Raw genomic sequence first — 24,502 nt, 5'->3', positions numbered from 1 at the left:
ACAATTCATTAATCAATTTGTGAAACGTTTTGGCTGTATGGTTTCACATTATGTCTAATGAAATAAAGGTGAAAATGATCCATAATTAGAACACAAATTCTTTGTCAATTGTTCAAGGAGGTAATAGGGATGACGGTTGTAAAAAATGAAACGCTTGTTCTTCGAAATTATATTAACGGCCAGTGGATGTCATCGGGCAGTAATGAAACGCAAGAAGTGATTAACCCGGCAACAAGGGAAATTCTGGCGAAAGTACCCATTTCCACTAAAGGGGATGTTGATCGAGCTGTTCAGGCGGCATACGAGGCTTTCAAAACATGGAAAAATATTCCTGTGCCTAAACGAGCACGTATTTTGTTCAAATATCATTCTTTGTTAACCGATCATCATGAAGAATTGGCAAAGCTCGTTGTTCAGGAAAATGGAAAAGCATATAAAGAAGCATATGGGGAAGTGCAGCGCGGAATTGAGTGTGTAGAATTTGCTGCGGGTGCGCCGTCTCTGTTGATGGGGGAAACGTTAAGCAATATCGCAGAAGAAATTGATTCGGAAATGTACCGTTATCCATTAGGGGTCGTAGGGGGGATTACGCCGTTTAACTTCCCGATGATGGTACCTTTATGGATGTTCCCGCTTGCTGTAGCCTGCGGTAATACATTTGTATTAAAACCATCTGAAAGAACGCCCATTTTAGCTAACAAGCTAGCAGAACTGTTTACACAAGCAGGAGCGCCTGCAGGGGTGCTGAATGTGGTGCACGGTGCACATGATGTAGTAAATGGTCTTCTTGAACATGAAAATATTAAAGCGATATCATTCGTCGGTTCCCAGCCTGTTGCCAAGTATGTGTATGAGCGGGCTGCGGCGGAAGGAAAACGGGTGCAAGCACTTTCCGGAGCTAAAAACCATCATCTTGTCATGCCGGATTGTGACATGGAAAAAGCCGTACAGCACATTATCAGCTCGGCATACGGCAGTGCGGGCCAACGATGCATGGCATGCAGTGCGGTCGTATTAGTGGGAGATGAGAAGCGCAGTGACGAATTTTCCGCAATGCTGAAACAGAAAGCAGATGAGCTAATCATTGGCAGCGGCTTAGAGGATGAAGTCCTTTTAACCCCTGTTATTCGCGAACAGCATCGTTCGAAAGTACTCCAATACATTGAAAAAGGAATTGAGGAAGGAGCGGTACTTGTTCGAGACGGGCGAAAAGAAATGGAGGAGCTTACAGACGGTAACTTTTTAGGGGCGACAATTTTTGACCGGGTCACACCAGATATGACGATTGCAAGGGATGAGATTTTTGCACCCGTATTAAGTTTGCTGCGCGCAGAAGATTTGGATGAGGGACTTGCGTATATTCGTAAGTCAAGGTATGGAAACGGCGCAACAATTTATACAAAAGATGCCGCAGCTGTTCGGAAGTTCCGTGAGGAAGCAGATGCAGGGATGCTTGGAATTAATGGCGGTGTGCCCGCAACCATGGCATTCTTCCCGTTTTCCGGCTGGAAAGATTCGTTCTACGGTGATCTCCATGTAAATGGAAAAGACGGTGTGAATTTTTATACTCGTAAAAAAATGATTACAGCTCGCTTTGATTTTTAAGGAGATGGAGGGGGAAAAAGAAATGGTTCAATTAGGTCAAAATCAAGGTTTGCTATCAAAAGACGAAAAATATCTCTGGCATTCGATGAAGCCTTATAATCCACAAGGAACGATGGTCGTCACCAAAGCAGAAGGTGCCTGGGTGACAGACCATGAAGGAAATCGTTTTTTAGACGGCATGGCAGGATTATGGTGTGTGAACACTGGATATGGACGTGAAGAACTGGCAAAAGCTGCATATGAACAATTAAAACAAGTTTCTTACTTTCCACTGACACAAAGTCATGTTCCAGCTATTCAGCTGGCAGAAAAGTTGAATGATCTGCTTGGTGGTGAATACGTCATCTTCTTTTCAAACAGCGGGTCTGAGGCAAATGAAACAGCATTTAAGATTGCCCGTCAATATCATCAGCAAAAGGGCAATCATCAGCGCTATAAATTCATCTCTCGTTATCGTGCGTATCATGGGAATTCAATGGGCGCGTTGGCAGCTACGGGACAGGCGCAGCGTAAATATAAATATGAACCGTTAGCGCCAGGTTTTATTCATGTAGCTCCTCCTGATTCCTATCGTTCTCCTGAGCCGGAACATTGTGCACCAGCCGAGCTGCCATCAGTGCAGGCAATCGACCAGATCATGACTTGGGAGTTAAGTGATACGATTGCCGGTGTTATTATGGAACCAATCATTACAGGCGGGGGAATTTTAATGCCTCCTGAAGGGTATCTCCAAGGGGTAAAAGAAGTATGTGAAAAACATGGGGCCCTTTTAATTGTAGATGAAGTCATCTGCGGATTTGGACGAACAGGAGAAGCTTTCGGTCACATGAACTATGGAGTGAAGCCGGATATTATTACCATGGCAAAAGGAATTACAAGTGCCTATTTACCATTATCAGCAACTGCGGTAAAAAGGGAAGTTTATGAGGTGTTTAAAGGAACGGAAGAATATGATTATTTCAGGCATGTGAACACATTTGGCGGAAATCCGGCTGCTTGTGCTTTAGCAGTGAAAAACTTAGAAATTATGGAACGGGAAAATTTATTTCAACGTTCGAAGCAGTTGGGCGCTTACTTATTAGATGAGCTAAAAGCAGCCCTCCAAATCCATCCATATGTTGGGGATATACGTGGCAAAGGATTGCTCGTCGGAATAGAACTTGTGGAGAATAAAGAAACAAAAGAACCTTTAAATCCAGCGCTTGTCAATGAGGTTATTGCAACTTGCAAACAAAATGGATTAATTATCGGGAAAAACGGGGCAACGGTCGCGGGTTATAATAATGTATTGACTATATCGCCTCCGTTAAACCTAACAGAAGATGATCTCGAATTTTTAATTAAAACGTTTGTGGATGCGGTCAATAAATTGGCATAAAAACAAGGGGCTGACTCAAAAGCCTCCAGATGACGGTAATCATCCATTTTTTCTGTGATGGGCCGTCACCGCCATGCTTGATTTTCCTGGATTTTTAATGACGGTCCATCGCAGGAGGGTGTCCCAAATATGGGGACACCCTCCTTATTTTATTAAATGAATCATGAGAAGCAACAGCGTATTCGCCATCAATGATCCATCTTGTATAATAAAAGTAGAGAAAGCTTATAAAATAGGAGGACTTGTCATTGGAATTGTTATTTTTAGGAACGGGTGCGGGGGTTCCGGCTAAACACCGAAATGTTTCTTCCATTGCCTTACAGCTTCTTCAAGAGAGAGGTACGACTTGGATGTTTGATTGCGGTGAGGCGACGCAGCATCAAATTTTGCATACATCCATTAAGCCGAGAAAGATTGAAAAGATTTTCATTACCCATCTTCATGGAGACCATATTTTTGGCTTGCCGGGCTTAATCGGCAGCCGTTCTTTTCAGGGCGGAGAGTCAAAACTGACCGTTTATGGACCGCGTGGCATTAAAGCTTTTATTGAGACATCACTGACTGTCAGCGGCACGCATGTTAAATATCCGCTGGAAATCGTAGAAATTACAGAAGGAAAGATTTTTGAGGATAACACATTTAAAGTAGAAGCTATGAAGCTTGAACATGGTATTCCTTCTTTTGGCTATCGGATTGTTGAAAAAGATTTACCCGGTACGTTGTTAGTAGAAAAATTAAGAGAAGCGAATATTGCACCCGGACCTGTTTACCAGCAACTGAAAGAAGGAAAAACCGTTCAGTTGCAAGACGGAAGGGTAGTGAACGGCAGTGACTTTCTCGGTCCATCTCAAAAAGGAAGAATTTTAGCCATTTTAGGAGACACGAGATTTTGTCCTCAAAGTATTATGCTAGCAAAAAATGCAAATGTACTTGTACATGAATCTACTTTTGCTGCAGGAGACGATTCACTCGCATATGATTACTTTCATTCAACAGCGGCACAGGCAGCCCAAGTTGCCAAAGATGCTAATGCCAAAAAGCTAGTTTTAACTCACATTAGTTCACGCTATCAGCCTGAACATACGCAAACATTAATGGATGATGCCCGGCGGATTTTTGAGAACACGGAAATAGCGGAGGATTTTAAGACGTTTGTTGTTGGTAAATAAAAGACAGGGGTCACCACCTGTCTTTTATTGTATTGCCTAGCTGCGGCTCCTAATCTTTCGGTCGTTTCACTTCTGCCCATGAAACCAAAAAGCGGTTTCCCGGTCAGAAGCTCCAACGCCTCTCAAGATTGAACAGTCGCCTTCACTTTTCTAATTACCATCCACGTTCATATTGAACGGGAGCTTCGATTTCAGTTCTCAGTTCTTTAGCGGCTGTTCTTGGCCAATAGGGATTGCGCAGCAATTCCCGGGCGATAAAAATCAAGTCGGCACGGCCGTTTTGTAAGATCTCTTCAGCTTGCAATCCGCTCGTAATTAAACCGACCGCACCTGTTGCAACATCTGCTCCATGCTTGACCGTTTCGGAAAATTTCACTTGATAGCCTGGATATGTAGAGATGGAAGCCGGAACAACGGCACCTGAGCTAACATCAATCAAGTCAACCCCGTCACGTTTCATCCATTGGGCGAAGGTTACATAGTCCTTAACAGTCAGGCCTTCTTCATGGTAATCATGGGCAGAAATACGAACAAACAGAGGACCGTCCCAGACTTCTTTGACCGCTTCAATCACTTCTTTTAAAAGGCGGTAGCGATTTTCTGCGGACCCTCCGTATTCATCCGTGCGTTTATTGCTTAGAGGAGATAAAAATTCGTTGATTAAATAACCATGTGCACCATGAAGTTCGATGATATCAAAGCCGGCTTTTTTTGCACGTTTAGCCGCTTCTTGGAAAGCCAGCACGGTTTGCCCGATGTCTTCTTTTGTCATGGCTTTTGGCTGTTTCATTGTTTCGTCAAACGCAATGGAAGAAGGAGCCAAAATTTCACCTTCAACGGTTGCTTTTCTTCCTGCATGGCCTAGTTGGATCCCTGTTGCTGCTCCATGTTCTTTAAGCAGAGAAACTAAATGGCTTAGTCCCGGAATATGCTCGTTGCTCCAAATCCCCAAGTCGTTTGCTGAAATTCTTCCTTGGGGAGTGACGGCGGTTGATTCCACCATAATCAATCCCACTTGTCCAACAGCCCGGCTTGTATAATGGGTGAGGTGCCAGTTTTCTACTTTTCCATCTTCATTGTGACAAGAATACATACACATCGGTGACATGACGATCCGATTTTTGATGGTCACATTTTTAATGGTATACGGTGAAAATAACAATGCAGACATGCCCAAACCTCCAATTTATTTCGATTTTCTAAACAATGTATATTATATCATTGTCATTTTATTGATTTCACGTTAGAGGATTGGGAAAACGTTCTTAAAGACGATGACTCAATATTTCTTCTTCGATGGCCATTCCTAATTCGGTTGATCGTTCTGTAGCCCGCTTAATGCACTCAATCAGCCCTTCTTGGAAACAAAATGCTTTAAGTTTTTGAATCCCCGCTTCTGTCGTTCCTCCGGGACTGGTCACTTCTTTACGCAAAACGCCGGGCTCTTTTGATGACTGTTTCAGCATTTCGGCAGCACCGATAATTGTCTGGAGAATCAAATCTTTGGCGACAGCTGTATCGATTCCGATTTCATGGGCGGCTTTTTCCATTGATTCTACGAGATAATAAACATAGGCCGGCCCGCTCCCTGACAAGCCTGTGACTGCATGCAGGAGATTTTCCTCTACAATGGATACAATCCCGACTGTTTCAAAGAGCCGAGAAGCTAAAACAAGATGCTTATTTGTAGCATATTCTCCTTTAGCGATAGCTGTAGCAGAGAGCCCGATGGTCGCAGATGTGTTTGGCATCGCGCGGATAATCGGAATCGGCTTTTCCAGTAAGGATGTGATGCTGTTCATAGAAATGCCGGCCAATAATGTAATAATCAATTGATGCTCATGGACATATTGTTTGATGGCAGTCAGTCCTTCTGCAAGATCCTTCGGTTTCATTGCTAGTACGATGATGTCTGCCTGCTCAAGCAATCTTTGCTGATCTCGCGTTGTTTTGATTCCGTATTGATTTCTGAAGTACTCAAGCCGCTCATCATTTGACCGGTTTGTAACCATGATATGCTGCTTGCTGATCTGCCGCTGCTGCAACAGTCCTGCAATCATCGCTTCAGCCATGGACCCCGCTCCGATAAACGAAATTCTTTTCATCTCACTCATCAATACATTCCTCCATTTATCGTTTAATTTATCTATCAATTCATATAAAGCCCTTTTTTGGGGTTTTTATGGACTAAGTTAATTTCTTAACCTTAACAAAGTCCGTCGACTTTTATATTGTCATGGTCCCTCTATTCTTATGACAATACAAAAAGACCTCTCGTCGCAAAGGACGGAAGGTCTTTAATCCGCGGTACCACCTTAATTAGCATGAAACATGCTCATCTCTATACCCGTAACGAGGGAAACGTTTAGGTTTGCCTAACAGCTCATGGGTAGGTTCAATCGTTAAGAGGATAATGAAATCTCTCAGCCCATGGATTTCAATCTCTTTTTATCATTAACCATTTACTGGTCCCAATCAACGCCTCATATATTTTTTGTCATTATGCACTGAAAGAGCTTGTACTGTCAACCCGAAAAAAAGAAGAAATTTGTAAAAATTATTTGAATATAAAGACAAAAGAGGAGAAACAATGTAAACTGAAATTAATATGGTCGGTTAAAGGAGAAGAGAAAGATGTCAACTACTATACATAAGCTCATTATTCCAACCCCGTTTCCGGTTGGGGATCTTAATGCCTATTTAATAGAAGGGGAAAAATTAACACTAATCGATGCGGGACCTAAGACAGAAGAAGCGTGGAAAGCCTTAAATGAACAGTTAATGAAACTAGGGTTTCAAGCAGGGGATATTGAACAAATTGCGGTGACGCACCACCACCCGGATCACGTTGGTTTATTGGATTATTTTCCGGACAGCGTGCCCGTTATAGGACATCGTTATAACGATGTGTGGCTCCAACAGGATTCTGTCTTTTTCCAGCAGTATAACGAATTTTTCTTCCGTTGGTTCGAACGATTTGGAATTCCTTATCCTCCCCAGCTCCTCGTAAAAAAATTGAAATCACCGATGGACTATTCATGTCATCGTTCTTTGACAAAGACCATCGCAGAGGGGGAACAAGTGGATGGCTTGGAAGGGTGGAGAGTGCTTGAGACACCTGGACATGCACAAGGGCATATTTGTTTATATCATGAAGGAGAAGAACTCCTAGTGGGCGGAGACTTGCTGCTGGCACATGTTTCATCCAATCCATTACTTGAACCTCCTCAAGAAAATCAAACAGAAAGACCTAAATCACTATTGCAGTATAATCAATCGTTAAAGAAAATCAGTGAGTTATGTATTTCCTGTGTTTATGCCGGTCACGGGGAAGATGTAACGGATGTGCGGGGATTGGTGGAACATCGTTTGAAAAGACAGGAAGAACGCGCGTATACGGTGTTGGAAATGATTAAGGAAAAGCCTATGACGGTTTTTGAAGTTTGCCAGCGTCTTTTTCCCTCTGTATATGAAAAACAACTTGGTCTAACGATTTCTGAAACGGTCGGCCAATTCGATTATTTAGAAGCAATCGGAGAGATAAGGCTTGATGAAACAAATCCTTATTGGTTATATTATGCTCAGTGAAAAATCATTTGAGGTGTGTTCATGAAAAGACAAACATTGGCAGAAAAGCATATTGTCATTACCGGTGCTTCAGGCGGAATCGGTGAGCAAATTGCTTATGAGGCGGCCAGCCGTGGAGCCGTTCCTATTCTGGTAGCACGCAGTGAGGATAAGCTGGGAGCAGTTGCTTATCATATTCGACATACATACGATGTTAATTGTTCCACGTATACGTTAGATGTAAGCAATCTAAAGGAAGTGGAGAAAGTGTTTCAACAAATCTTCCGCGATGTTGGTTACATCGATGTTCTCATCAACAATGCGGGTTTTGGTATCTTTGAAGATGTGGCAGAAGCAAAAATGGAAAATATGGAGGCCATGTTCCGGGTCAATGTATTAGGACTTATTGCCTGCACAAAGATGGTATTGCCGCATTTGCTGGAGCGCAATACAGGTCATATCGTTAACATCGCATCACAGGCGGGAAAGCTGGCTACACCGAAATCAAGCGGATATTCGGCAACAAAGCATGCCGTGTTGGGCTTTACAAACAGTCTGCGCATGGAGCTTTCTAAAACGAATATTTTTGTGACAGCGGTCAATCCAGGCCCAATTAAGACGAACTTTTTTACCATTGCTGATACGTCAGGTTCTTACATGAAGAATGTAGAAAAGTTAATGCTTGATCCAAAAGATGTAGCCAAAAAGGTAATTAACGTCTTATTCACGAACAAGAGAGAGTTAAACTTACCGGGATGGATGAATCTTGGAAGCACCCTTTATTTGTTGGCACCACGTTTGGTGGAAAAACTGGCTGGTGACATGTTTCATCAAAAATAATGCAAGAAGGCCCTCCTTACCAGGGAGAGCCTTCTTCTGTTAAATAGTCATAAACGATGTCCTGGACGATTTCATGCAAGTCCGAATCCGGTTCTTGAGCGGATCGCTTATTAATTTTTGCATATAAATCTTCATAGTCTTTTTCTGACAAAGGAATGGATTCTGACAAATGATTATATTGAATAAAGCAATTTCGAATCATTTTGTAGATCAGCTTTTTTTCCATAATAAGAGCCTGTATATTCAGCAGTCTTATTCTTCGTCCAGTACTTTTTTAGCACGAACACATGATTCAAATTGTCCTTTATGAGTACCATCGCAGAACGGCAGGTTTTGGGACATCCCACATCGGCAAAGAGAGAATGCTTGTTTTGTTTCAAATTTATTGCCATCTGCATCTATGACTTCTACTTCCCCTGTTACACGTAAAGGCCCATTATCCATCACTTTAATTTGGACTTTCGACATATTTGTTTCCTCCTTTGGAAAAATACAGATAATGTTTTAATGGTAAATGGAAACGAGCTAATAATCAACTAAGGGAGGATCATGGCTGAAATAAAAAAGATATATTATACTGTTCTATATTGAATATATAATACCCGTAATAGAAAGGACATATGAGGATGAACATTACGTTTACAGATAGAGCGGCAGAAAAGATTCAAACGAAATTAGCCAAAACCAGCGGAGCGATGCTGAAGCTGAAATACGATACGGATGGATGCGGATGTGTTGTAAGTGGTGTATCCGCCCTTTGGTTCGTAAGCGAAAAAGAGGAAGGAGACATCGAAATTTCAACAAACTACCAACCTATCTTAATGGAAAAGACCAAACAAGTCTTCTTTGATGAAGAAATGACCATCGATTTTGTAGAAACAGCTAATTCCTTTATGCTAAAAAGCCCAGGCCAAATCTTAAACCCGCGTATGTCGCTTGTAGATCATTCTTAGTAAAGGGGGAGGATGACTCAAAAGGTATGTTGTTTATACCTTTTGAGTCATCCTCTTTTGTTCAATCCCGAATTTCTCCAAAAAGTTATCTACCGCTTTTTCATAGTCAAAGCGATTTTCCGCATATGATCGTGCATGCGTGCCAAAAGGTGCGTAATAAAGCTGTTTAGGTCCCTGTTTCTTTTCATACAATTCCATGGTCATGCTCGGCAAAATATAATCATCTTGAGCACTGTGGATGAATAAAATGGGGTTTTGAATGTTCTGCACGAATCGTATAGGGGATACTTCTTTAAGAGAATACCCGTCTCGAATTTTTAGGAAGATATTGGCGATAGGCAAGACAGCCTGACGCGGTAAATGGAACTCTTCCTTCAGGCGATAGGTCAGTTGCTCTTCGAAATCAGAGAATGGGCAGTCTACTATATAAAAATTGGCTCCGTCTTCTACCATTCCTGCATAGAGAAGAGTGGTAGCGGCTCCCATTGACTCCCCGTGAATACCGAGAACGATATCCTGTCCAAAACGCTCTTTTGTCCAGTCTATAATGGCCTTTAGATCAAATTTCTCATAATGGCCATAGCTTGTTGTGTTTCCTTCTGACTGACCATGTCTGCGATGATCATATAAAATGACATTCCATCCTCTGTCTAAGAAAATGTTCATGTATTTAATGGAGGTGATGGAATGTACAGTAACACCGTGACAAAAGATAATGAACTTATTCGTGTCATGCTGTTCGATTACCGTTCCCTTTAATATATATCCGAATGGGGACGGAACGGAAAAAGATTCTTTCTTTAACGCCCGGTACGCCTCTTCTACGTAAAAACCTTCCTTTACTTCACGGTCCAGCAATTCTTCATCTGTTTTTTTTCGGATATACATAACCTTATTTGTAAAGAAAATCCCTACGGTGACAATATAGGCAATGATAGTTCCAAATATAACGAGCCATTTTTTCATGAATGCCGCTCCTTCTCTTTAAGTATCGTGTATATAGTTTATCATGTGTTTTTTTAAAAGAGGGAATGAGGAACATTCATGATAATCCTTAAATTTTAGTAAACGCTTTCAAATTGAAGTATTTGCTTTCAATCTTTCTTGATATATAGGGTTCAATAAAGGTAACGGCTTCCACTACTTTATCCAGGTTAATTCCAGTTTCCACTCCCATTTGGTGAAGCATGAAAATAACGTCTTCGGTTGCCACATTTCCAGTTGCCCCTTTTGCAAATGGGCACCCGCCAAGGCCGCCTGCTGATGAATCAAACCGATAAACTTCCGCTTCCAATGCGGCATAAATGTTAGCCAAAGCCATCCCTCTTGTATCATGAAAATGGGCAGTAAGTAAAATGTGAGGAAAGGCATCTTTTAATTTTGTAAAGAGGGAGTATACTTCCCTTGGATTAGCCATGCCGATCGTATCAGCCACACTCAGCTCATCGACACCTGCTTCTACAAATTGTTCACAAAGGGCAATTGTATCTTTTTCGTCTATTTTTCCTTCATATGGACAATAAAAGGAAGTGGAAATGCATGCGCGAATAAATAAATCATCTTGTTTTTGTTTTAAGATGAGAGGTCTTAATTGTTCTACACTTTCTGTTGTTGTTTTATTGATGTTTTTTTGATTGAATGTGTTGCTGACCCCGACAAATACGGCCATTGCTTCACAGTTCAGTTCTCTTGCTGCCATCATCCCTTTTTCATTCGGTGTGAGAACGATATTTCTTTTGTCATCAGAGAAAGCTTTTACAATCTCTTTGGCGTCTTGCATTTGCGGTACCCATTTTGCTGAGACGAATGAAGTCAGTTCCATTTCTTTAAAGCCTGCTTCCTTGAGAAGCTGAATGAATCGAATTTTAGCCTCTGTCGGGACGAACTGCTTTTCGTTTTGCAGCCCGTCTCTTGCTCCTACTTCAATAATGGCAGCGAATTCAGATGGCATCATCTTTTCCCCCTTATATCAGTATTCGGCCCTGTTTATCATGGATGATGGAAAGCGGAATGAAGTGGAAACAAAACCTATTATTCACTTTTAAGTGTAGTAGAGTTTTTTGTAAATTCAATAAAAAATTTTTTTGAGAAAATAAGAGGAATTTTAAAAATATTGACGAATAAGTTTATACGTACAGAATTAATTCAGTCAGAGGAGGCTGCGTCATGAGTCAAACAGAAGTAGTAATTGTAAGTGCTGTAAGAACTGCGATTGGTAGTTTCGGGGGAGGCTTACAAAATGTATCCGCATCTACACTAGGTGGGGTAGTCATTAAACAAGCATTAGAAAAAGCAGGAGTACAAGCAAGCGACGTAGATGAAGTCATTATGGGTAACGTCTTACAAGCTGGGTTAGGACAAAATCCGGCTCGCCAAGCTGCGATTTCAGCAGGTTTACCTCAAGAAGTTCCAGCATTGACTATTAACAAGGTATGTGGATCAGGCTTGAAAGCTGTTCATTTAGCTACACAGGCAATCCTTGCTGGAGACGCTGACGTAATCGTTGCGGGTGGAATGGAGAATATGAGCCAAGCTCCGTATCTTTTAAAAGGAGCACGCAATGGTTTTAAAATGGGCGACCAAAAGATCATTGACAGCATGATCCAAGATGGATTATGGTGTGCATTTAACGATTATCACATGGGAATTACAGCTGAAAACTTATGTGATAAATATAGCATTTCAAGAGAAGAACAAGATGAGTTTGCTGCAGCGAGCCAGCAAAAAGCAGAAGCGGCGATTGAGTCAGGCCGTTTCAAAGATGAGATTGTTCCTGTGGAAGTACCTGGAAGAAAAGGTCAAGTAACGGTATTTGACAAAGACGAATTCCCACGTGCAGGTACGACAGCTGAAGGATTAGGAAAGCTCCGTCCAGCATTCAAAAAGGATGGATCCGTTACAGCAGGTAACGCATCTGGTATTAACGACGGTGCGGCAGCTGTTGTAGTAATGAGCCGTCAAAAAGCAGAAGAGTTAGGCATTAAACCATTAGTGCGCATTCGTGCAAATGCAAACGCAGGAGTAGACCCAAGCATTATGGGTATCGGACCGGTCGATTCTGTGAAAAAAGCACTTGAAAAAGCGGCTGTTAGTTTAGAAGATATCGATTTAGTTGAAGCAAACGAAGCATTTGCTGCACAATCCATTGCAGTAGATCGCGAGCTTCATTTCAATAAAGAAAAATTAAATGTAAACGGCGGTGCCATTGCCCTTGGACATCCGATTGGTGCAAGCGGAACGCGTATTTTAGTGACATTAATTCACGAAATGTTAAAACGTGAGTCTTCTTTAGGCTTAGCTACGTTATGTATCGGCGGCGGCCAGGGAGTTGCTACAATCGTAGAACGCGTTTAATTACTTATTCGAATAAACCAACATGCGAGCCATAATTCTTTAGACAAGAAGCTAGAATTCTCTTCTAGAACCTGAGGAATTATGGCCTCGTCATGTCTAAAAAAGAAAATGATAAAATATAACTTAAATAGAAAGCGGTTACAAACAGGAGGGGAAAACGATGAAGAAAATACATACGTCTTTTGTAGAAGCAGTAAAAGATATTCACGACGGCGCAACATTGATGGTGGGGGGGTTCGGTTTATGCGGAATTCCGGAGAACTTGATTTTAGCCTTAGTGGAAACGGGGGTAAAAGATTTAACCGTTATTTCAAACAACTGTGGTGTAGATGATTGGGGTCTTGGATTATTGTTAAAGAATAAACAGATCAAAAAAATGATTGGTTCATATGTTGGTGAAAATAAAGAGTTTGAAAGACAAGTTCTTTCGGGGGAGATTGAAGTAGAACTTGTTCCACAGGGAACATTAGCAGAAAAAATTCGTGCAGGCGGTGCGGGAATCCCGGCTTTTTATACACCGGCTGGAGTAGGGACACCTGTTGCGATGGGGAAAGAGAAAAGAGTATTTGACGGCAAGGAATACATTTTGGAAGAAGCGTTAACGGCAGATTTCAGCTTAGTGCGTGCTTGGAAAGCAGATCGTATGGGGAACTTGATTTATAACAAAACGGCCCGCAATTTTAGCCCGATGATTGCTGCGGCAGGAAAAGTAACGATCGCTGAAGTGGAAGAGATTTATGAAATTGGCGAGCTTGATCCGAACATGATCCACACACCGAGCATTTATGTTCAATCATTGATTGTAGGAACTCAAGAAAAACGCATTGAACGTTTAACGGTACAAAACTAGGAGAAGGGGAGAGTAAAATGATCGAAAATGGCGTAAATGTACGGGAGAAAATCGCAAAACGAGCCGAAAAAGAAATTTTAGACGGCTTTTATGTGAATCTTGGCATTGGTATCCCAACATTAGTAGCGAACTATATTTCCAGCGATAAACAAGTTGTTTTGCAGTCTGAAAACGGTTTGCTTGGCATCGGGCCGTATCCGACAAAGGAGGCAGTGGATGCTGACTTAATTAACGCGGGAAAAGAAACAGTGACGGCAATCCCTGGCGCTGCTTTCTTTGACAGTGCTGAATCATTTGCCATGATTCGCGGGGGTCATATCGACATTGCAATCTTAGGCGGTATGGAAGTATCCGAAAAAGGTGATTTAGCGAATTGGATGATTCCGGGTAAAATGATCAAAGGTATGGGCGGCGCGATGGACCTTGTTCATGGTGCGAAAAGAATCATTGTTATCATGGAGCATGTAAACAGAAAAGGGGAACCGAAAATCCTAAAGGAGTGTTCTCTTCCGTTAACAGGACAGGGAGTTGTTAACCGCATTATCACGGATCGTGCCGTAATCGATGTGACGGCTAATGGATTGAAATTAGTGGAGGTTGCATCTGGATACACGGTGGAAGACGTGGTTGCCTCCACAGAGCCAACATTAATTGTAGATGAAAATGCTAAATTAGATGCATATTGATTCCGCTGTGATATAATACGTTTAAAACGCTAGGCGGAGGTTTGGGATGGCAAAAAAAGCAAGACAATCAAAGCAACAAACACCTTCCTATTCAAAGGATGAAAAAGTAAGTTTAAGAGATCAGCTAAACGGCTCGGTTTTAGAACAGCTAAGGCAAAAAAAGCAGCTGTTGGAAGCAGGGGAAGAAAAGAGAAAAGAAGAAGAACTGAAAAAGCAGCGTGAATTGCGCAGACAGCAAGAAAAAAACAAGTCGTTTGAAGAACTCTTGAATGAAAGTGAATTGAAATGGAGTAACTTTAAATAAACACGGGGGCATAGACCCGCGTGTTTATTTACGTTTAACGATGTACATCGTATTGATTCGCTTTGGATAATTGTTGAATTTGGTAAACTTCCTCTTCTGATAAAGAAGGGGAGTTTATTGATTTTACATTCTCCTCCAGTTGATCGATACTGCTTGCCCCTGGGATGACAGCTGCTACTGCAGGGGAGTACAAACAGTATTGAATGGCTGTTTCGTTTAAAGTATGCGGCGGGCGAAGTTGTTGTAATTGAGGGATGAGAGTGCGAAGTTCCTCATGTGAATAATCTAAATAGCCCTTATTCGAGAATTTCTCCTCTAGCTTTTCCATCCCTTGATCTGTCAGCAGCCCTTTTGCAAGCGGGCCCCTGGCAATGATACTAATCCCATTATTTTCCAGCAGCGACATCACTTCCTCTTCCGGACGGCGGTCTAGAATGCTGTATTGCATCATGACACTGATAATGGAAGATTTCTTGACGTATTCCCGAATGACATTTGGGCGGATAGAAGAAATCCCATAATAACGTATGGCCCCTTCTCGTTTCAATTCTTCAAACGCTTCAATCGTTTCATCAATATTGTCTTCGATTGTACCTCCATGCAACTGATATAAATCAATATAATCTGTTTGCAATCGGCGTAAGCTGTTTTTAACCTGTTCTTTTATGTATGCTTTTGATGGATCCCAGCTCCAGCCTTCTGTTCCTTTCTCCCGGCGATTGCCGACCTTTGTTGCGATGATGATATCTTGTCTCTTTGCTTTGACTGCTTCCCCTACAATCTCTTCGTTTAAGCCAAAATCATACAAGTCAGCTGTGTCTAAATAATTGATCCCTAAATCAAGGGCCCGATCTATAATGGCTTTGGCTTTTTCTTTATCGGTACCAAGGGACATACAGCCAAGTCCCATCGCACTGACATGCAAATCAGATTTACCTAATCGGTTTTTTTTCATAAGTAAACCTCCGTTTTTTTTTCTATATTATTGTAGCTTGAAATCATAACGTAACTCAAATAAGATGATTTATAGAAAATTCTTAATTTATTTAACAATATGTTGGACCGTTTGTTGAAAAATAAGATGAAGAAAGAGGGTAAACTAGATGGGAAAAGAAGCTTTATTAATTATTGATATGAGCAATGATTTCGTCGCCGATAATGGCAATTTGACTGTCGGAAAAAAAGCACAAGACATTGTTCCTGCTATTTTGGAATTTGCCAATGAATGTTTGGCGAAACATCAAGTGGTAGCAATATGTATGGATGCGCATGAGGAAAATGATGCCCACTTTGAGCTTTGGCCGCCGCACAACGTAAAGGGGACATGGGGACAGCAATTGTTTGGGGACCTTCAATCATGGTATGAAGAACATCAAGATCATCCCAATGTCATTTACATCGCAAAGCCTGAATACGATGCCTTTTTCCGAACTGAACTTGATGAAGAGTTGAAAAAAAGAGGGGTGACGAAAGTGCATTTAGCTGGAGTATGTACCGATATCTGCAACTTCCTTACCGCTTATGGGGCTTATGCAAGAGGATATGAAACGGTGGCTCATCGCGACAAAATGGCCACTTTTACTGAACAACAGGATACGTTTATTGAACATATGAAAACGATTTTTAAGACTACCATCATATGAGATTGACAAAAGCGGGTAAAAAAACCGTTTTTGTCAATCACGCGCATGGAACCGTTTCATTTGGCGAATTGAAACAGATATAGTGGAACGGTTCAGTTTAGAGAGGGGAAAAATATTCCACAGATCGTTCCAGTTAGTCAAGGTACCAGCTGTGTAATTCGAAAATTTATGATAAGCATAACTGACGAACGGTCGAATTCATCATTAAAAATAGAAAAAGAGTTGGCCGCGGATTTTCGGGTCAACTCTTTTTTGTGGTAGGAGAGTTAGTAGTATGCGATTCGATCCAGTTGGAGACCGAGTCATACTTTTGTTGATATTCACGCAGCTTCGCTCGAATTTCCCATGCTTTTCCTACAAGGATAATGCGATTATCCATCATATATACCTTCATTTTCTTCCTCCTGTTTTAGGTATGTTAGAATATATGTAAGTAAGGAAAAAGCTAGAACGAGGTGTAAAGAATGGAACATTTAAATGAGAAAACATTGAAATCTGAAAAGCTGTTTAGTGGAAGGGTCATCAATTTATATCATGAGGAAGTGTTGCTGCCTAACGGAAAAACGAGTACACGTGAAATTGTCAAACATCCGGGGGCTGTGGCCATCATTGCCTTAACAGAAGACTATAAAATCTTAATGGTGCGCCAATATCGTAAAGCAATGGAACGGATATTGGTTGAAATTCCAGCGGGAAAGTTAGAAAAAGGAGAAAAGCCTGAGGTGACGGCAAAGCGTGAGCTGGAAGAGGAAACAGGATATACTTGTTCTTCTCTAGACCATCTTATTTCATTCTACACATCACCGGGATTTGCTGATGAGCTTGTACATCTATATGTAGCAACAGGCTTGGAAAAAATGGAAGTAAAAGCGGAACTTGACGAAGATGAGTTTATTGATGTACTGGAAGTGACTCTAGAAGAAGCGCTCGCTTTTATACAAGATCAACAAATTTATGATGCGAAAACGGCATATGCCGTACAATATTTGCAACTAAAAAGTGCGGTAGGGGAGTAATATGCAAAATTACTATGTGGATTTACATATTCATATAGGCAGAACTTATAGCGGAAAGCCGGTTAAAATTACGGCTTCTCGTTCACTCACAATTCCTTCGATCATTCATGAATCTTTTTTCCGAAAAGGTATGAATATGATTGGCATTATTGATGGACATGTACCGGAAGTGGTGTGGGAGTTTGAACAGCTCATCGAAAAGGGAGAAATGGTAGAACTGGCAGACGGGGGATTGCAATATCAAGACCTCACCATTATTCTCGGCTCCGAAATTGAAGTGTACGATGAACACTGTCATGGCCCGATTCACGTTCTCGTTTATTTTGGAACCATTCGAGAAATGAAAGAGTTTTCCCTATGGCTTGGGGCGAAAACGTTAGATAAACTTATTCAATCCGTAGGAACGGAAATGTACATTTAACATGAGCAAAAAACGTTCTCATGCTAAATGATTTACGCATAAGCGGCTGCCAATCTCCCTTTCGGGTTTTTGTCAGCCGCTATTTCTGATTTAGGATTGTTCTTAGAAAAGCTTTGCCTTCATGATTTTTCGTAAAATTCTTCGGAGCGGATAAAATCTGCTCCGAAGAATTTTACGTTCTCCTGTCATACATTTGCAACTCTATCATACTATCTAGTAAGGGAATGATAGGAGGAAAACCATGAAAAAGTTTAAACAGTTTTGCCTTTATCATGTTCGGGAGAACAGTTCCATTTATTTATTTGCAACCGTCTTGTTTTTAATGGGAGTCATCTTTGGAGCGATTGTGGTCAACAGTTTAAATTTGGAACAAAAACAAGATCTTTATTTTTATTTAAATCGCTTTTTTGGACAAGTTGCCGGTGGGCAGTTTGTGAGTAAACATGAGATGTTTCAACAAAGCTTTTTCCACAATCTAAAATATTTAGGATTTATTTGGATTTTGGGCATTTCCGTCATTGGGTTGCCTGTTGTGTTAGTTTTGCTGTTTTTAAAAGGAATGATGGTCGGATTTACGGTTGGATTTCTCGTCAACCAAATGAAGCTTCATGGATTTTTGCTTTCTTTTGTGTCTGTGCTTCCTCAAAATATTTTCTTAATCCCAGCTTTTATTGTAATATCAACAGTATCAATTTCATTCTCATTGAAATTGATTCGTCAACAATTTGTAAAAGGAGTTCATGACCCTATTTCTGCTGCGTTTTTACGCTATAGTATGTCTATTATATGGATGTTCGTTTTCGTGTTGGCAGCTTCAGGTTTTGAAGCGTATATGTCTCCATATTTAATGAAATCTGTTGTAATTTTTATTAATAAATAATAATTATTATAAAACAATGCATTTTGTTTCTAGATTATAATGATTTTATTTTGACAGTTCCCCTACATCTGATATAATAAATGAAGTGAATGGCGAGGGAGGGGATTGCTTGATGGAAAGTCGGATTGAACGGATAAAACAACAGTTGCACTCAGCCAGCTATAAGCTCACACCTCAACGGGAGGCGACTGTTAGAGTGCTCCTTGAACACGAAGAGGATCATTTGAGTGCAGAAGATGTATATCTCCTCGTCAAGGAAAAGTCTCCGGAAATTGGATTAGCAACTGTTTACCGTACGTTAGAATTACTAACAGAATTGAAAATCGTAGATAAAATTAACTTTGGTGACGGCGTATCTCGATATGATTTGCGAAAAGAGGGAGCTGCGCACTTTCATCATCACCTTGTGTGTATTGAATGTGGAGCGGTGGATGAAATTCAAGAGGATTTACTTGAAGATGTCGAAGAAATCGTTGAACGTCAATGGAACTTCAGAATTAAAGATCATCGCCTAACATTTCATGGTATTTGTTATCGATGTCAGGAAAAAAAAGAGGATGACGAACAATAAAGTGGCAGCCTTTTCCGGAGAGGAGAAGGTTTTTATTTTAAACCTATGTATAAAACTTGTCCTCATTGGCATATCTTCTAATAGGATAATAATTGGAGGATATGACCATGAAGACCTTTATTCAATTAATATATCAAACATTGAAAGTGTTCGTTTTGTTTACAGGCTTCACCCTTCTTTTTTACTATGGCATGATTTGGGTTCATCAAGAATACCAACAATATCAAAGATATGACGAACCTCAAGGGTCAGCAGTCAAAGTGGCAAATATAGGGCCGGTACAAGAACAGCCTAGTTGGATAGAAAGATTGTTTCTCTTTTATCATAGTGGGGAGTAGAGAACAGTGGACTTACATATTAAAGATTTCATTCATTATTTGATAGTTGAACGAGGATTAGCCCAAAATACGATTGACTCTTATCAGCGTGATCTATTAAAGTATGAACAATATTTAAAGCATGTAGAGCAAATTCAAACATTCAATGATGTCACAAGAGTGAATATCCTTTCATTTTTAAAATATCTACATGAACAAAATAAGTCGTCCAAGACGATTGCGCGTCATATTGCATCTATTCGGGCTTTTCACCAGTTTTTATTGCGGGAGAAAGTGACAGAACAGGATCCTTCCGTTCATATTGAAACACCGCAGCTTGAGCGGAAGCTGCCGAAAGTATTAAGTACAGAAGAGGTGGATGCTCTTTTAGGGGTTCCCGATCTTGGGACACCATTTGGCAAAAGGGATAAAGCCATGCTTGAGCTTTTGTATGCCACTGGAATACGTGTATCGGAGCTGGTGAACTTAAATCTGGAGGATGTACACTTAACGATGGGATTTATTCGCTGCTTCGGAAAAGGAAGTAAAGAGCGGATTGTTCCAATAGGCCGTATGGCAATGGAAGCTGTAGAAGCCTATTTAACAAAGGCCCGGTCTTCGCTGGTGAAAAATAAAAAAGGTGAAATCGCTTTGTTTGTCAACCACCATGGCAGGCGGTTAACAAGACAAGGATTTTGGAAGATCCTAAAAAAGCTTGCGTTAGAAGCGAAAATTGAAAAAGAATTAACGCCGCATACGTTAAGGCATTCATTTGCTACCCACTTGCTGGAAAATGGGGCGGACTTGCGCGCCGTGCAAGAAATGCTGGGGCATGCTGATATTTCCACTACGCAAATTTACACACACGTTACAAAAACAAGACTAAAAGATGTATATAATCAGTTCCATCCGAGAGCCTAAAAAGCGTTAAGGGAAGTAACCCTTAGCGCCTTTTTTATCAATGATGCTTTCTTTGTTTTGGAAAAATAAAACAATGATTTTTCGGTCAATAATGATTTTATTATTTTTTTTAAAATATTTTTTAGTTTATCGAGGGGGCATTTGCCACCTCGACAAACTACTGAAAAAGTTCTATACTTAGGTTGTCAGACTTCTGACCAACTAGGCAGAACAAAGGATCATTACGCAATGTTATGTCGTATACTTTGCTTGTACACCTTGCACATCGAAAGAAACCGCTTTCGAAAAATTTCCAAGTAATGGCGGCATTGGTTAAATACATATAAAAAGGGAAAGTTACAAGTAAGATTAAATGATGGAGGGAACAAGATGAGTTCATATACATACAAACGTGTGTTTTTAATTGTCATGGATTCTGTAGGAATTGGAGAAGCGCCAGATGCTGAAAAGTATAATGATAAAGGTGCCGATACGTTAGGACACATTGCTGAACATATGGGCGGCTTAAACATGCCGAACATGGCGAAATTGGGACTAAGCAACATTCGTGAAATTAAAGGAATCGAAAAAGCGGATACACCCCTTGCTTATTATACAAAAATGCAAGAGGTATCAGCAGGAAAGGATACAATGACAGGACATTGGGAAATCATGGGACTGCGTATTGACCAGCCTTTCCGCGTGTTTCCTGATGGCTTCCCGGATGAATTGATTCAAGAGCTGGAAGAAAAAACGGGTCGAAAAATTATCGGGAACAAACCGGCTTCCGGGACAGAAATCCTTGATGAGCTCGGGAAAGAACATATGGAAACAGGAGCGCTCATCGTTTATACATCAGCAGATTCCGTACTTCAAATTGCAGCCCATGAAGAAATTGTTCCAATTGATGAACTTTATAAAATTTGTGAAATTGCCCGCGAGCTGACACTAGATGAGAAGTACATGGTTGGCCGTGTCATTGCCCGCCCGTTTGTGGGAGAGCCGGGTAATTTTACAAGAACAGCGAACCGCCATGACTATGCATTAAAACCATTTGGTCGTACAGTTATGAATGAACTGAAAGACCAAGGCTTTGATGTGATTGCGGTCGGAAAAATTTCGGATATTTATGATGGGGAAGGCGTCACAAAATCGCTTCGCACAAAATCCAATATGGACGGTATGGATAAACTAGCCGACACAATGGAAATGGATTTCACAGGCTTAAGTTTTGTCAACCTTGTAGATTTTGACGCATTATTTGGCCATCGCCGCGATCCTAAAGGGTATGGGGAAGCATTGGAAGAATTCGATAGCCGTTTAACAGAAGTATTAGAGAAGCTAAAAGATGACGATTTATTAATTATTACAGCTGACCATGGAAATGATCCTATTCATCACGGGACAGATCATACAAGGGAATATGTACCGTTGCTTGCATACAGCCCAAGTATGAACGGAGGGAAGGAAATGCCTGTACGCGACACGTTCGCAGACATTGGGGCGACTATAGCGGATAACTTTAACATTCCAATGCCTAAACATGGAAGAAGCTTTTTGACAGACCTATCATCATAAGGAGAGAGTAAAAAAATGAAGCGTGAGTTAATTGAGAAATCAGCACAGTATATTAAAGAAAAGTTTTCTATGAAACCGAAAGTCGGTCTGATTTTAGGATCGGGTTTAGGTGTACTAGCCGATGAAATTGAAGATGCGGTTAAAATTCCTTATGAAGAAATCCCGGAGTTTCCCGTTTCAACAGTTGAGGGCCATGCGGGGCAGCTTGTACTTGGAACCATTCACGGAGTGACCGTTGTAGCCATGCAAGGCCGCTTTCATTACTATGAAGGATACAGTCTGGATAAGGTAACCTTTCCTGTTCGTGTCATGAAGGAAATCGGAGTAGAGACATTAATCGTGACAAATGCAGCTGGGGGAGTAAATGAATCTTTCAATCCGGGCGATCTTATGATTATCTCTGACCATATCAACAATATGGGCGATAATCCGTTAATTGGGCCAAACGATTCTTCATTAGGTGTACGATTCCCTGATATGTCTGAAGCCTATTGCAAAGAGCTGCGCCAACTAGCGAAAAATGCTGCTGCAAAACTTACTATTCAAGTGCAAGAAGGTGTATACGTTGGCAATACAGGGCCAACCTATGAAACACCTGCAGAAGTTCGTATGTTAAGAGTTTTAGGGGGAGACGCGGTTGGAATGTCAACGGTACCGGAAGTGATTGTGGCGCGTCATTCAGGATTAAAAGTACTCGGTATTTCATGTATCTCCAATATGGCAGCGGGAATCCTGGATCAGCCGTTAAACCATGAAGAGGTCATTGAAACAACAGAAAAAGTGAAGCAGCAGTTTTTGGGACTTGTAAAGGAAATTGTAAAAGATCTTGCTTAACAGTCATTAGTTGAAAATGATTTGCTGCTTTAATAAGTTGAAGATGAAAGATAAGCATTAATACGTCTAAACAATACAAGAAGAAGGTGTTTTACATGAGAATGGTTGACCTGATCGAGAAAAAGCGGGACGGACGCGAGCTGACAACAGAAGAAATTCAATTTATTATTAAAGGGTTTACAGACGGTTCTATTCCAGATTACCAAATGAGTGCGTTTGCGATGGCTGTTTTTTTCCAAGGGATGACGGAAAGGGAACGAGCGGATTTGACGATGGCCATGGTAGAGTCAGGGGACCAAATTGATTTATCGGCCATTGAAGGTATTAAAGTAGATAAACATAGTACAGGCGGGGTTGGAGATACAACAACCCTTGTGTTGGCACCACTAGTAGCGGCAGTCGATGTTCCGGTGGCAAAAATGTCAGGACGCGGATTAGGTCATACAGGTGGTACCATTGATAAATTAGAATCTGTTGCCGGATTCCACGTAGAAATTGATAAACAGGAATTTATTGATTTGGTCAATAAAAATAAAGTAGCCGTTATCGGACAAACGGGCAACTTGACACCAGCAGACAAAAAATTGTACGCCCTTCGTGATGTAACGGCTACTGTTAACAGCATCCCGTTGATTGCAAGCTCAATCATGAGTAAGAAAATTGCAGCGGGTGCTGATGCGATTGTATTGGATGTTAAAACAGGTGCAGGAGCATTCATGAAAGATTTAGATGACGCAAAGGAACTGGCGCAAGCGATGGTGAGCATTGGCAATAATGTCGGCCGTAAAACAATGGCGGTTATTTCAGATATGAGCCAGCCGCTTGGCTATGCGATCGGGAATGCTTTAGAGGTCAAGGAAGCAATTGATACCCTTAAGGGAAATGGGCCAAAGGATTTAGAAGAGCTTTGCTTAGTGCTTGGCAGTCATATGGTATATTTAGCGCAAAAAGCCAGCAGCTTGGAAGAAGCACGTCATATGTTGGAAGAAGTAATTCAAAACGGAAAGGCGCTTGAAAAACTGAAAGTTTTTTTAAGCGCACAGGGTGGAGATGGTTCTGTCGTGGACGATCCTTCTAAATTGCCTCAAGCCAAATATGTCGTAGATTTAGAAGCAAAAGAAGATGGATATGTGGCCGAGATTGTAGCGGATTCCATTGGAACGGCCGCTATGCTGCTCGGGGCAGGACGTGCGACAAAAGAGTCTGAAATTGATTTGGCTGTAGGGCTGGTACTGAAGAAAAAGATTGGTGATCAAGTGAAAAAAGGTGAACCGCTTGTCACGATTTACAGTAATCAAGAAAACACGGAAGAAGTAAAAGCGAAGATTTATGAAAGTGTCAAAATCTCCAAAGAGAAGGTCGATGCACCACCACTTGTTTACGATAAAATTTCCCGATAATACGAGTCTACATAAAAAATGGGGCATGGATAAAGAACATCCATGCCCCATTTTTATGTGAGAACTCTTTTTAGTTTAATCAAGATGAGAGGGGCTGTCCTATAAGTCTCTAATCAATGAAAAAAGTTGATTTGACCCGTTGCGGAATTCTCTGATTTTGCTGGATTTTCATGACGGGTCCTTTCTTTTTTAACCCACCAGTATAAAAAAGGATTATTTGGTAAAAATAGGTTGTA

28 protein-coding genes and 1 other annotated feature are annotated in these 24,502 nt (G+C 41.1%); of the genes, 20 read left to right on the top strand and 8 right to left on the bottom strand.

Annotated features, from left to right (window positions below; translation table 11 throughout):
• Window positions 1-129 precede the first annotated feature (129 nt).
• The 3 genes from ACFOU2_RS04570 to rnz all read left to right on the top strand — a co-directional run bounded on the left by ACFOU2_RS04570 (window position 130) and on the right by rnz (window position 4,152).
• Window positions 130-1,605, top strand: a complete 1,476-nt coding sequence (locus ACFOU2_RS04570) for a CoA-acylating methylmalonate-semialdehyde dehydrogenase (protein WP_377912636.1) — start codon at window positions 130-132, stop codon at window positions 1,603-1,605.
• Window positions 1,606-1,627: 22 nt separating this feature from the next.
• Window positions 1,628-2,983: an aspartate aminotransferase family protein gene (locus ACFOU2_RS04565; protein ID WP_377912634.1), complete on the top strand. Its 1,356-nt coding sequence runs from the start codon at window positions 1,628-1,630 to the stop codon at window positions 2,981-2,983.
• 248 nt (window positions 2,984-3,231) lie between these two features.
• Window positions 3,232-4,152 (top strand): ribonuclease Z, encoded by a 921-nt coding sequence (gene rnz, locus ACFOU2_RS04560; protein ID WP_377912632.1) that lies wholly within the window; start codon window positions 3,232-3,234, stop codon window positions 4,150-4,152.
• 154 nt (window positions 4,153-4,306) lie between these two features.
• Here the strand turns inward: rnz and namA are convergent, their stop codons facing one another.
• Entirely contained in the window at window positions 4,307-5,323 is a 1,017-nt protein-coding gene (namA, locus tag ACFOU2_RS04555) for an NADPH dehydrogenase NamA (protein ID WP_377912630.1), read from the bottom strand.
• 94 nt (window positions 5,324-5,417) lie between these two features.
• A complete protein-coding gene (gene proI / locus ACFOU2_RS04550) occupies window positions 5,418-6,266 on the bottom strand; it encodes a pyrroline-5-carboxylate reductase ProI (RefSeq protein WP_377912629.1) in 849 nt (282 codons plus the stop codon).
• Between the two features lie 165 nt (window positions 6,267-6,431).
• Window positions 6,432-6,640: a binding site (T-box leader), on the bottom strand.
• A gap of 146 nt (window positions 6,641-6,786) precedes the next feature.
• Between proI and ACFOU2_RS04545 the strand changes: the two genes are divergently transcribed.
• Complete coding sequence (locus tag ACFOU2_RS04545) at window positions 6,787-7,740, top strand: MBL fold metallo-hydrolase (RefSeq protein ID WP_377912628.1); 954 nt, start codon at window positions 6,787-6,789, stop codon at window positions 7,738-7,740.
• Between the two features lie 21 nt (window positions 7,741-7,761).
• Window positions 7,762-8,559 (top strand): SDR family NAD(P)-dependent oxidoreductase, encoded by a 798-nt coding sequence (locus ACFOU2_RS04540; protein ID WP_377912627.1) that lies wholly within the window; start codon window positions 7,762-7,764, stop codon window positions 8,557-8,559.
• A gap of 16 nt (window positions 8,560-8,575) precedes the next feature.
• On the opposite strand, the gene ACFOU2_RS04535 is transcribed toward ACFOU2_RS04540, so the two are convergent.
• Window positions 8,576-8,785, bottom strand: a complete 210-nt coding sequence (locus ACFOU2_RS04535; RefSeq protein ID WP_377912626.1) for a YqzH family protein — start codon at window positions 8,783-8,785, stop codon at window positions 8,576-8,578.
• Between the two features lie 26 nt (window positions 8,786-8,811).
• Entirely contained in the window at window positions 8,812-9,027 is a 216-nt protein-coding gene (locus tag ACFOU2_RS04530) for a CDGSH iron-sulfur domain-containing protein (RefSeq protein ID WP_377912625.1), read from the bottom strand.
• 158 nt (window positions 9,028-9,185) lie between these two features.
• On the opposite strand from ACFOU2_RS04530, the gene ACFOU2_RS04525 reads away from it, so the two are divergent.
• Window positions 9,186-9,512 carry an iron-sulfur cluster biosynthesis family protein gene (locus ACFOU2_RS04525; RefSeq protein WP_377912624.1) on the top strand — a complete coding sequence of 109 codons (327 nt, stop codon included), beginning with the start codon at window positions 9,186-9,188 and terminating at the stop codon, window positions 9,510-9,512.
• Window positions 9,513-9,545: 33 nt separating this feature from the next.
• On the opposite strand, the gene ACFOU2_RS04520 is transcribed toward ACFOU2_RS04525, so the two are convergent.
• Window positions 9,546-10,478 carry an alpha/beta hydrolase gene (locus ACFOU2_RS04520; protein ID WP_377912623.1) on the bottom strand — a complete coding sequence of 311 codons (933 nt, stop codon included), beginning with the start codon at window positions 10,476-10,478 and terminating at the stop codon, window positions 9,546-9,548.
• A gap of 88 nt (window positions 10,479-10,566) precedes the next feature.
• Window positions 10,567-11,463, bottom strand: a complete 897-nt coding sequence (locus ACFOU2_RS04515) for a hydroxymethylglutaryl-CoA lyase (protein ID WP_377912621.1) — start codon at window positions 11,461-11,463, stop codon at window positions 10,567-10,569.
• 215 nt (window positions 11,464-11,678) lie between these two features.
• Between ACFOU2_RS04515 and ACFOU2_RS04510 the strand changes: the two genes are divergently transcribed.
• From ACFOU2_RS04510 to ACFOU2_RS04495, 4 genes are all read left to right on the top strand, one after another.
• The gene (locus tag ACFOU2_RS04510; RefSeq protein ID WP_377912619.1) at window positions 11,679-12,866 is read left to right on the top strand and encodes an acetyl-CoA C-acetyltransferase; all 1,188 of its coding nucleotides are present in this window, start codon (window positions 11,679-11,681) and stop codon (window positions 12,864-12,866) included.
• A 160-nt stretch (window positions 12,867-13,026) separates the two neighbouring features.
• Window positions 13,027-13,716 carry a CoA transferase subunit A gene (locus ACFOU2_RS04505; protein WP_377912617.1) on the top strand — a complete coding sequence of 230 codons (690 nt, stop codon included), beginning with the start codon at window positions 13,027-13,029 and terminating at the stop codon, window positions 13,714-13,716.
• 17 nt (window positions 13,717-13,733) lie between these two features.
• A complete protein-coding gene (locus ACFOU2_RS04500; protein ID WP_377912615.1) occupies window positions 13,734-14,402 on the top strand; it encodes a CoA transferase subunit B in 669 nt (222 codons plus the stop codon).
• A gap of 46 nt (window positions 14,403-14,448) precedes the next feature.
• On the top strand, window positions 14,449-14,706 hold the full coding sequence (locus ACFOU2_RS04495) for a YqkE family protein (protein WP_377912613.1): 258 nt from the start codon (window positions 14,449-14,451) through the stop codon (window positions 14,704-14,706).
• Window positions 14,707-14,740: 34 nt separating this feature from the next.
• On the opposite strand, the gene ACFOU2_RS04490 is transcribed toward ACFOU2_RS04495, so the two are convergent.
• Window positions 14,741-15,661, bottom strand: a complete 921-nt coding sequence (locus ACFOU2_RS04490; RefSeq protein WP_377912611.1) for an aldo/keto reductase — start codon at window positions 15,659-15,661, stop codon at window positions 14,741-14,743.
• Between the two features lie 148 nt (window positions 15,662-15,809).
• Here ACFOU2_RS04490 and ACFOU2_RS04485 point away from each other — a divergent pair, with 148 nt between their 5' ends.
• Window positions 15,810-16,349 (top strand): cysteine hydrolase family protein, encoded by a 540-nt coding sequence (locus ACFOU2_RS04485; RefSeq protein WP_377912609.1) that lies wholly within the window; start codon window positions 15,810-15,812, stop codon window positions 16,347-16,349.
• A gap of 241 nt (window positions 16,350-16,590) precedes the next feature.
• On the opposite strand, the gene mciZ is transcribed toward ACFOU2_RS04485, so the two are convergent.
• Window positions 16,591-16,743: a Z-ring formation inhibitor MciZ gene (gene mciZ / locus ACFOU2_RS04480; RefSeq protein WP_377912607.1), complete on the bottom strand. Its 153-nt coding sequence runs from the start codon at window positions 16,741-16,743 to the stop codon at window positions 16,591-16,593.
• A 70-nt stretch (window positions 16,744-16,813) separates the two neighbouring features.
• Between mciZ and ACFOU2_RS04475 the strand changes: the two genes are divergently transcribed.
• From ACFOU2_RS04475 to ACFOU2_RS04435, 9 genes are all read left to right on the top strand, one after another.
• Complete coding sequence (locus ACFOU2_RS04475) at window positions 16,814-17,365, top strand: NUDIX domain-containing protein (RefSeq protein WP_377912605.1); 552 nt, start codon at window positions 16,814-16,816, stop codon at window positions 17,363-17,365.
• 1 nt (window position 17,366) lies between these two features.
• Window positions 17,367-17,786: a hypothetical protein gene (locus tag ACFOU2_RS04470; protein WP_377912603.1), complete on the top strand. Its 420-nt coding sequence runs from the start codon at window positions 17,367-17,369 to the stop codon at window positions 17,784-17,786.
• A gap of 241 nt (window positions 17,787-18,027) precedes the next feature.
• Window positions 18,028-18,666 (top strand): stage II sporulation protein M, encoded by a 639-nt coding sequence (spoIIM, locus tag ACFOU2_RS04465; RefSeq protein WP_377912601.1) that lies wholly within the window; start codon window positions 18,028-18,030, stop codon window positions 18,664-18,666.
• 112 nt (window positions 18,667-18,778) lie between these two features.
• Window positions 18,779-19,237, top strand: a complete 459-nt coding sequence (fur, locus tag ACFOU2_RS04460; RefSeq protein WP_377912599.1) for a ferric iron uptake transcriptional regulator — start codon at window positions 18,779-18,781, stop codon at window positions 19,235-19,237.
• A 107-nt stretch (window positions 19,238-19,344) separates the two neighbouring features.
• Entirely contained in the window at window positions 19,345-19,575 is a 231-nt protein-coding gene (locus ACFOU2_RS04455; protein WP_377912597.1) for a YqzK family protein, read from the top strand.
• Between the two features lie 6 nt (window positions 19,576-19,581).
• On the top strand, window positions 19,582-20,475 hold the full coding sequence (xerD, locus tag ACFOU2_RS04450; protein WP_377912595.1) for a site-specific tyrosine recombinase XerD: 894 nt from the start codon (window positions 19,582-19,584) through the stop codon (window positions 20,473-20,475).
• Between the two features lie 369 nt (window positions 20,476-20,844).
• On the top strand, window positions 20,845-22,032 hold the full coding sequence (gene deoB / locus ACFOU2_RS04445; RefSeq protein WP_377912593.1) for a phosphopentomutase: 1,188 nt from the start codon (window positions 20,845-20,847) through the stop codon (window positions 22,030-22,032).
• Between the two features lie 15 nt (window positions 22,033-22,047).
• Window positions 22,048-22,866: a purine-nucleoside phosphorylase gene (locus ACFOU2_RS04440; RefSeq protein WP_377912591.1), complete on the top strand. Its 819-nt coding sequence runs from the start codon at window positions 22,048-22,050 to the stop codon at window positions 22,864-22,866.
• A 95-nt stretch (window positions 22,867-22,961) separates the two neighbouring features.
• Entirely contained in the window at window positions 22,962-24,266 is a 1,305-nt protein-coding gene (locus ACFOU2_RS04435; RefSeq protein ID WP_377912589.1) for a pyrimidine-nucleoside phosphorylase, read from the top strand.
• The last annotated feature ends 236 nt before the right edge of the window (window positions 24,267-24,502 follow it).

Source organism: Bacillus songklensis (assembly GCF_042649685.1).
Lineage (GTDB): Bacteria > Bacillota > Bacilli > Bacillales > Bacillaceae_H > Bacillus_BA > Bacillus_BA songklensis.
Note: the sequence above shows the minus strand (reverse complement) of the source record. Positions and strands in the feature narration are given on the sequence as shown.